The sequence below is a fragment of the Lapidilactobacillus gannanensis genome, from assembly GCF_003946675.1.
GTDB lineage: Bacteria > Bacillota > Bacilli > Lactobacillales > Lactobacillaceae > Lapidilactobacillus > Lapidilactobacillus gannanensis.
In genome coordinates this window covers 1-1,715 of sequence record NZ_RHOT01000071.1, presented here as the reverse complement: position 1 = coordinate 1,715, position 1,715 = coordinate 1, and the positions used below count along the sequence as shown (strand labels likewise).

Here is a 1,715-nt window from a genome sequence, read left to right as displayed (position 1 = left end):
GGCGCTGGTCCGCGTCAAGTAGACAGTTCAAATAATTAAAGTTTCTATGCAATTTCTTTTACGGCATGATTCCGGTATTCCATTGGAGTCATGCCGTTTAGTGTTTCTTGGCGTCGTTCATCGTTGTACCAATTGATTGCTGCTTCAATATTCTTCATCATCTCTATTTCAGATAAGGCATATTCAAAGGCGAAACGTTCGACCTTTAAATGACTCCACAAGCTTTCCATCGGACTGTTGTCGCCAGGCGTACCTGGCCGCGACATGCTGTGGTCAATCCCTTCACCGACAAGATAAGTGTTATACACACCAGATGTATAGCTTGATCCTTGATCGCTATGTAGAATCTCCGGCTTAGCGCCATTATTGTTCTTAACTGCCACCTTAATCGTGTCCGTTACCAGCTTAGCGGTTTCTGTAGGGGCGACAAACCAAGCGATTACGCTATGATCGTAAAGGTCTTTCACTGCGCTGAGGCGTAACTTCTGCTTGTTGTCTTTGCCATAAGTTAACTCTGAACAATCCGTTACCCAAACCTTGTTTGGGGCAATTGGGTGGAAAGCGTGGCCAACGTCTGCTGTGTATAATTTGTTGGTTAAGAGAAACTCTTTCTTTTCTGCCTTGCGATCGTGCTTAGCCACGCGAATAGAGGCCTGAATATGTCCTTGGCGCATGATGCGGCGGACACGTCCATGACTAACGTGATAAGGCGTTTCAGCGTTGATGTAGGTCATAAGTCGCTTGACGCCAAAGATGTAATGATTCTTTTCTTCCAGCTCAATGATGTACGCAAGAATGGCTTGATTCTCTAGCTCGTGGGCAGTCACCTTACGATGTGTCCACTTATAATAAGCAGAGCGTGAGATCTCAAGAATTCGACACGCATCACTGATCCCATACGGCTTTCCGGAATCGGGATTCACTTCTTGTGCGAGTTGTTTGATTGCTTGGTATTGGTCGTCTGAACGGCATTCCTTCTTTCTATTTCCTGTAGTTTTTTTAGCACTGCGACCTCCGTTGAAACATAGGTTAGTCGCGCTTGTAGTCGCTTATTCTCAAGTTTAAGTCGGTCGACTTCGGAAAGCTGTCCATTATCCTCTTTAGCTTTACCACGACGGTCTGCGAGGGCAGATTCGCCTCCTTGTTTGAACTTCTTGACCCACGCATAAACTTGACCATATGAAACATTGAAGTGCTTCATCGCTTCGATATAGTTATGGTCATTGGCGATCGTCCATTGCGCGATCTCGATTCTCTCGGTTTGTGATGTCTTGCGTCCATCTTTCATTGGTGTTGCCCTCCTAGTGGCTTGAGGTAATTTACCACTAGTATACAGGGAAACCCATTGATAGATCACTGCGGCATTGGGGATACCATATTCCTTGGCAAGCTGCGGATAAGAAGTGTTACCTGCCAAATATTTCTGGACAACCTCAAGCTTCAATTTTTGTGAGTAAGCGCGCTGCGTCCGTCGCACTTTGAGTCCATCCACACCATCGGCTTCATAGCGTTCTATCCATTGCTGAACCTGGCTGTGTTTGACACCGTGAAGTCGTTCGACTGCCATGGTACTCAAACCATCATCAGTAACTAGACCAATGTAGAAGAACTTCTCTTTTAATGTATATCTAGACCCTTTCCGGCCCATACAAAAACTCCTTCCTAGGAAGACAAGCTTTAATTATTTGCTTGTCTACCCAAGAAGGAGTATAGCC

The 1,715-nt window shown here is 45.5% G+C and carries 2 protein-coding genes; both read right to left on the bottom strand.

All coding sequences use genetic code 11. The features are described from left to right. Window positions 1-44 precede the first annotated feature (44 nt). A complete protein-coding gene (locus tag EKM81_RS10985; RefSeq protein ID WP_263853343.1) occupies window positions 45-923 on the bottom strand; it encodes an IS3 family transposase in 879 nt (292 codons plus the stop codon). Beyond that, complete coding sequence (locus EKM81_RS10980) at window positions 920-1,648, bottom strand: helix-turn-helix domain-containing protein (protein WP_125651602.1); 729 nt, start codon at window positions 1,646-1,648, stop codon at window positions 920-922. The genes EKM81_RS10985 and EKM81_RS10980 overlap by 4 nt, the downstream gene beginning before the upstream one ends. Window positions 1,649-1,715 lie beyond the last annotated feature (67 nt).

Excerpts from the sequence above, each read along its gene's own strand:
- EKM81_RS10980 (WP_125651602.1), bottom strand. The coding sequence starts at position 1,648 with ATGGGCCGGAAAGGGTCTAGATATACATTAAAAGAGAAGTTCTTCTAC.